This is a genomic window from Kitasatospora sp. NPDC091257 (assembly GCF_044757675.1).
GTDB lineage: Bacteria > Actinomycetota > Actinomycetes > Streptomycetales > Streptomycetaceae > Kitasatospora > Kitasatospora lactacystinica.
Genome location: NZ_JBIVVI010000360.1, coordinates 1 through 7,398 on the forward strand (window position 1 = coordinate 1; position 7,398 = coordinate 7,398).

Sequence of the window (7,398 nt, forward strand, 5' to 3'; positions counted from 1 at the left end):
GTGTGGTGCACACCGCGGGTGTGGTGGACGACGGGATGCTGGACGCGCAGTCGGCGGAGCGTTTCGAGACGGTCTTCGCGGGCAAGGTCGGCGGGTTGTTGCACCTGGACGAGCTGACGGCCGGGCTGGAGTTGGACCTGTTCGTGGTGTTCTCCTCGCTGGCGGGCACTCTGGGCAGTGCCGGGCAGGGCAACTACGCGGCGGCGAACGCCTTCCTGGACGCCTGGATCCAGCGGCGCCGCGACCGCGGTCTCGCCGGACTCTCGATCGCCTGGGGCGCCTGGGCGGAGCAGGGCATGGCCACCGAGGACGTGGTGGCCGACCGGGTCCGGCGCGCCGGACTGACGCCGATGGACGCACGACTGGCGATGGAGGCGATGGCCAGGGCCGTCGACCACGGCGAGGACCTCGTGGCGATCGCCGACGTCGACTGGGCGCGGATGCTGCCCGCCTTCGCCGGGGCCAGGACCAGCCCGCTGCTGGCCGAGCTGCCCGAAGCGGGCCGGGCCGACCGGGCCGACCGGGCCGGCCGGGCCGGCGACGCCGGGGCGGAAGCGACCGGGGCGCAGGGGCTCGCGGAGCTGCCCCCCGCTCAGCGCGACCGGGCGCTGCTGGACCTGATCCGCAGCTGCGCGGCCGCGGTGCTGGGGCACGCGTCGAGCGCGAGCGTCGAACCGGGCCGGGCCTTCCGCGACATCGGCTTCGACTCGCTGACCGCGGTGGCGTTCCGCAACCTGATCGGTGCCCGCACCGGCCTCCGGCTGCCGGCCACCCTGGTCTTCGACCACCCGACGCCGATCGCCCTGGGCGAGTTCCTGTTCGCGGAGCTGTACGGTGCGGCCGACCCGGTGCCGGCGCCGGACACCGCGTCCGTCGCCGCCGAGGACGAGCCGATCGCGATCGTCGGTATGGCCTGCCGGTTCCCGGGCGGCGCCCGGACGCCGGAGGCCCTGTGGGCGCTGCTCTCCGGCAACGGGGACGCGATGACCGGCTTCCCCGCCGACCGCGGGTGGGACCTCGCCGACCGGTCGGGCTCGTACGCGGCCGTCGGCGGCTTCCTCGACGGCGTCGCGGAGTTCGACGCCACGCTGTTCGGCATCTCGCCGCGCGAGGCGCTGGCGATGGACCCCCAGCAGCGCCTGCTGCTGGAGACGGTCTGGGAGACCTTCGAGTCCGCCGGAATGGACCCGCGGTCCGCGCGGGGCCGGTCCGTCGGCGTCTTCGCGGGCACCAACGGCCAGGACTACCCGACGCTGCTCGCCGCCGCCGAGGACAAGGTCGAGGGGCACGTCGCCACCGGCAACGCGGCGGCGGTGCTCTCCGGCCGGGTGGCGTACGCCTTCGGCCTCGAAGGACCGGCGCTGACCGTGGACACGGCCTGCTCCGCCTCGCTGGTGGCCCTGCACCTCGCGGCGCAGGCGCTGCGCCGGGGCGAGTGCGAACTGGCGCTGGCCGGCGGTGTCACCGTGATGTCCACGCCGGGCGTGTTCAGCGAGTTCGACCGCCAGGGCGGGCTGGCCGCCGACGGCCGCTGCAAGGCCTTCGCGGCGGACGCGGACGGTACGGGCTGGGGCGAGGGCGTCGGCGTCCTGCTGGTCGAGCGGCTCTCGGACGCGCGCCGCAACGGGCACCGGGTGCTGGCGGTGGTGCGGGGCAGCGCGGTCAACCAGGACGGCGCCTCCAACGGCCTCACCGCCCCGAACGGCCCCGCCCAGCAGCGGGTGATCCGCCAGGCCCTCGCCAACGCCGGACTGACGGCCGCGGACGTGGACGCCGTCGAGGCGCACGGCACCGGCACCAGGCTCGGCGACCCGATCGAGGCCCAGGCGCTGCTGGCCACCTACGGCCGGGAGCGGGCGGGCGAACCGCTCTGGCTCGGCTCGATCAAGTCCAACATCGGCCACACCCAGGCGGCAGCCGGTGTGGCGGGTGTGATCAAGATGGTGCAGGCGCTGCGGCACGGCGTGCTGCCGGCCACCCTGCACGTCGGTGAGCCGTCGCCCCAGGTCGACTGGTCGGCGGGCGCGGTGGAACTGCTCACCGAGTCCCGCCCGTGGCCCGAGCTGGACCGGCCGCGCCGGGCCGGTGTCTCCTCCTTCGGCATCAGCGGCACCAACGCCCACATCATCCTGGAGTCCGCCCCGGCGGACCCGGTGGAGTCGGCGGAAGCGGTGGAGCCCCCGGCCGCCGTGCCGGCGGGCGGTCTGCCGTGGCTGCTCTCCGGGCAGAGCGCCGAATCGCTGCGGGCCCAGGCGCAACGGCTCGCCGCGCACCTGGACGCCGAACCCGGCCACGACCCGGTGGACGCGGCCTGGTCGCTGGCGACCGGACGGGCCGGGCTGGCGCACCGCGCCGTCGTGCTCGGCGCCGACCGGGACGCGCTGCGCTCCGGCGCCGGGGCGCTCGCCTCGGCGGCCTTCTCGGCGGACGTGGTCACCGGCACCGTGCGGGAGGGCCGCCTGGCCTTCCTGTTCACCGGCCAGGGCGCCCAGCGCGCAGGCATGGGACGGGAGTTGTACGACGCGCAGCCGGTGTTCGCGGAGGCCTTCGACGCGGTCTGCGCGGAGTTCGACCTGTTGCTGGACCGGCCGGTGAAGGACGTGGTGTTCGCGGGTGCGGAGGACCTGGACCGGACGGTGTGGGCGCAGGCCGGGCTGTTCGCGGTCGAGGTGGCGTCGTTCCGGTTGCTCGAATCCTGGGGTGTGGCACCGGAGTTCCTGCTCGGGCACTCGATCGGTGAGATCGCGGCCGCCCATGTGGCGGGCGTGTTCTCGCTGGCCGACGCGTGCGCCCTGGTGGCGGCGCGCGGCCGGCTGATGCAGGCGCTGCCCGAGGGTGGGGCGATGCTGGCGGTGCAGGCCACCGAGGCCGAGGTGCGCGACGCGATCGGCGACCGCCTGGACGTGGCGGCCGTCAACGGCCCGACCTCCGTGGTGGTTTCGGGCCCGACCGAGGTGGTCGAGGAGTTCGCGGCCCGCTGGAAGGCCGAGGGCCGCAAGACCAGCCGGCTCACCGTCTCGCACGCCTTCCACTCGGCGCTGATGGAGCCGATGCTCGCCGAATTCGCCGCCGTGCTCGGCGGGTTGACCTTCGCCGAGCCGCGCATCCCGGTCGTCTCCGACCTGACCGGCGAACTCGCCGAGCCCGGCCTGCTGTCCACGCCGGACTACTGGCTGCGCCAGGTCCGTGAGGCCGTCCGCTTCGCCGACGGCGTCGAGGCCCTGCACCGCGAGGGCGTGACCCGCTTCGTGGAGCTCGGCCCCGACGGCGTGCTCTGCGCGCTGGCCCAGCAGTCCGTCGCCGAGGCCGTGTTCGCCCCCGTGATGCGGCGCGACCGGGACGAGGCCGGGACGGCGCTGCACGCGCTGGCCCGGCTCTGGACGGCCGGCGCCGAGGTGGACTGGCCGGCGGTCCTGCCGCGCGGCCGGCGGGTCGACCTGCCGACGTACGCCTTCCACCACGAGCGGTTCTGGCCGACCCCGGCGCCCGCGCCGCTGCCGTCCGGGGACGCCGTGGAGTCCCGGTTCTGGGAGGCCGTCGAGCGCGAGGACCTGGCCGAACTGGCGGGCACGCTGCGCCTCGGCGAGCGGTCCGAGGTGCTCGGCGAGATCCTGCCCGCGCTCTCCTCCTGGCGCCGACTGCGCCGCCGGGACTCGGTGCTCGACAGCTGGCGCTACGAGGTCACCTGGAAGCCGGTCCCGGCCCCGGTCGCCGAGCCCGAACTGGACGGGAGCTGGCTGGTGCTGGTCCTCGACGGGACCGACCGGGACCTGGCCGAGGGCGTGCGCACGGCGATCCGCTCCGCCGGGGCGCGCACCGTCGACCTCGTGCTGGACCCGGCGGACCTCGACCGGGCCGCTCTGGCGGCCCGCCTCCTGGCCGCGGTCGAGGGCGTGCCCGACGTGGCCGGCGCGGTGTTGCTGGCCGCCGCCCACGACGGCCCGGACGCCGACCGCGCCGTGTCGCCGGCCGTGGCCGCCACCCTGGTGACGGTGCAGGCGCTCGGCGACGCCAACCTGAAGACGCCGCTGTGGGCGCTCACCCGCGGCGCCGTCCGGACCGGCCCCGGCGGCCTGCTCGCCGACCCGGCGCAGGCGCAGGTGTGGGGCCTCGGCCGGGTCGCCGCGCTGGAGCACCCGCAGCGCTGGGGCGGTCTGGTCGACCTGCCGGAGACCGTGGACGCGGCGGCCGGCCGGACCCTGGCCGGCGTGCTGGGCGGCACACCGGGCGAGGACCAGGTCGCGGTGCGCGGCGCGGGCGAGGCCCTCGTCCGGCGCCTCGTCCGGGTCGACGCCACCGACGGTACGGCGGAGCCCTCGTGGGCGCCGTCCGGCCCCGGCACGGTGCTGGTCACCGGCGGAACCGGCGCGCTGGGCGCGGTGGTCGCCCGCTGGCTCGCCGAGTCCGGCGTCACCCGGCTGCTGCTGACCGGCCGCCGCGGCCCGGAGGCGCCCGGCGTCGCCGAACTCGTCGCCGAACTCGCCGAACTGGGCGCCGAGGCGACCGTCGCGGCCTGCGACGCCGCCGACCGCGAGGCGCTGGCGGCGGTGTTGGCGCAGGTCCCGTCCGACGCCCCGCTGATCGGCGTGGTGCACGCGGCCGGGGTCCTGGACGACGGCACGCTCGACGCCCTCACCCCGGAGCGGTTCGCCACCGTCCTGGCGGCGAAGGCGTCCGGCCTGGTGCACCTGGACGAACTCACCGGTGACCTGGACTTCTTCGTGGCGTTCTCCTCGCTGGCCGGCACCGTCGGCAGCGCCGGACAGGGCAACTACGCCGCGGCGAACGCCTTCCTGGACGCCTGGATGGAGCACCGGCACGACCGGGGCCTGCCCGGCGTGTCGGTGGCCTGGGGCCCGTGGGCGCAGGACGGCATGGCCACCGGTCAGGTGGTGACGGACCGGCTGCGCCGCAGCGGGGTCCCGGCGATGGACCCGCGTTCGGCGGTCCGGGCGCTGGCCCGGGCGATCGGCGGGGACCGGCCGAACCTGGTGGTCGCGGACATCGACTGGCCCACCTTCGCGCCCCGGTTCGCCGGGACGCGGCCGAACCCGCTGATGCGCGACCTGGCGGAGTTCGCGGCGCTGGTCCCGTCGGTGGCCGAGACGGTCGTGCTCGACGGCTCCGCCGGGCTGCGCCGGGAACTGGCGGCGCTGCCCGCCCCGCAGCGGCAGCGGATGCTGCTCGACCTGGTCCGCGCCCGCGCCGCCGCGGTCCTCGGCCGCGACAGCGCCGAGGCCGTCGCACCGGACCAGGCGTTCCGCTCGATCGGGTTCGACTCGCTGATCGCGGTGGAGTTCCGCAACCTGCTGCACCACGAGACCGGTCTCAACCTGCCGGCCACGCTGGTGTTCGACCACCCGACGCCCACCGCGCTCGGTGCCCACCTCGGCAGCCTGCTGCTGCCCGAGGAGGCCGACCGGACGGTCGACCTGGTGGCGGACCTGGACCGGCTGGAGGCCAGGCTGCTGCGGCTCGACGCCGACGAGCGGGAACGGGCGGACGTCGCCGCCCGGCTCCAGGGCCTGCTGGCCCGCCTGGCGGGCACGGGCGAGACGCAATCGGACGACGCGCTGGACGACGCCAGCGCCGATGAGGTCCTCGACCTCATCCGGAAGGAATTCGGGGGCCCGGCTTGATCGTCGTCGAGGCACCGTTCGTGAAGGGGAAGATCCATGGCGGATGACCAGAAGCTGCTCGACCATCTGAAGTGGGTGACGGGCGAGCTCCGCCAGGCGCACCGCCGGATCCGCACCATCGAGGACCGCGCGCAGGAGCCGATCGCCATCGTCGGCATGGGCTGCCGCTTCCCCGGCGGGGTGCGGACGCCCGCCGAGCTGTGGCGGCTGGTGGCCGAACGCACCGACGCGGTCGGCGACTTCCCGACCAACCGGGGCTGGGCCGAGGACGAGGACGACGACTACGCCCGGCAGGGCGGCTTCCTCCACGACGCCGACGAGTTCGACGCGGCGTTCTTCGGCATCAGCCCGCGCGAGGCCACCGCCATGGACCCGCAGCAGCGCCTGCTGCTGGAGGCCTCCTGGGAGGCCTTCGAGGCCGCCGGCCTGAACCCGCGCGCGCTGCGCGGCAGCCGTACCGGCGTGTTCGCGGGCACCAACGGCCAGGACTACGGCCTGGTCGCGCTCGCCTCCCCGGAGGGCCTGGAGGGGCACATCGCCACCGGCACCACCGCCAGCGTGATGTCCGGCCGGCTCTCGTACGTGTTCGGGCTGGAGGGCCCGGCGGTCACCGTGGACACGGCCTGCTCGTCCTCGCTGGTGGCCATGCACCTCGCGGCGCACGCGCTGCGCTCCGGCGAGTGCGACCTGGCCCTCGCGGGCGGCGCCACCGTGATGTCCACCCCCGGCGGGTATGCCAGCTTCAACCGGCAGGGCGGGCTGGCGGCGGACGGCCGCTGCAAGGCCTTCGCGGCGGACGCGGACGGCACGGGCTGGGGCGAGGGCGTCGGCGTGCTGGTGCTGGAGCGGCTGTCGGACGCGCAGCGGCTCGGGCACGAGGTGCTGGCGGTGGTCCGGGGGAGCGCGGTCAACCAGGACGGTGCGTCGAACGGTCTGACGGCGCCGAACGGCCCGTCGCAGGAGCGGGTGATCCGGCAGGCGCTGGCCAACGCCCGCCTGGAGGCGACCGAGGTGGACGCCGTCGAGGCGCACGGCACCGGAACCAGCCTGGGCGACCCGATCGAGGCGCAGGCGCTGCTGGCCACCTACGGGCAGGAGCGCCCCGAGGGGCGGCCGCTGTGGCTGGGCTCGATCAAGTCGAACATCGGGCACACCCAGGCGGCGGCCGGTGTGGCGGGCGTCATCAAGATGGTGCAGGCGATGCGGCAGGGCGTCCTGCCGGCCACTCTGCACGCGGACGCGCCGTCCCCGCACGTCGACTGGACGACCGGCGCGGTCGAGCTGCTGACCGAGGCCCGGCCGTGGCCGGAGGCGGACCGTCCGCGTCGCGCGGGTGTGTCCTCTTTCGGGATCAGCGGTACCAACGCCCACGTCATCCTGGAGTCGGCGCCGGTGGCTTCGGCGGAGGGGGCTCCGGTGGAGGAGCCCCCGGTGGAGGAGCCTCCGGCGCTGAACGGCGTGGCGCCGTGGCCGGTGTCGGGCGGATCGTCCGAGGCGCTGGCGGCGCAGGCCGGTCGACTGGCCGAATTCCTCGGCGGGGAGCCGGAGTTCGCACCGTTGGAGGTGGCGGGGACGCTGCTCTCCCGGGCCGCGCTGGCCCACCGTGCGGTGGTGCTCGGCGACGACCGGGCGGCGCTGCTGGATGGCCTGGTCGCGCTGGCGGACGGCCGCCCCTCCGGCGGGGTCGTGACCGGTGTCGCGGTGGAGGGCCGGACGGCGTTCCTGTTCACGGGGCAGGGTGCGCAGCGGGTCGGCATGG

General features: G+C 76.0%; 2 protein-coding genes. Both read left to right on the forward strand.

Annotated features, from left to right (window positions below; all coding sequences use genetic code 11):
- The coding region (locus tag ACIQOV_RS18305) for a type I polyketide synthase (RefSeq protein WP_401049617.1) at positions 1–5,639 on the forward strand (5,639 nt) is incomplete at its 5' end.
- Positions 5,640–5,675: 36 nt separating this feature from the next.
- The coding region (locus ACIQOV_RS18310) for a type I polyketide synthase (protein ID WP_401049619.1) at positions 5,676–7,398 on the forward strand (1,723 nt) is incomplete at its 3' end.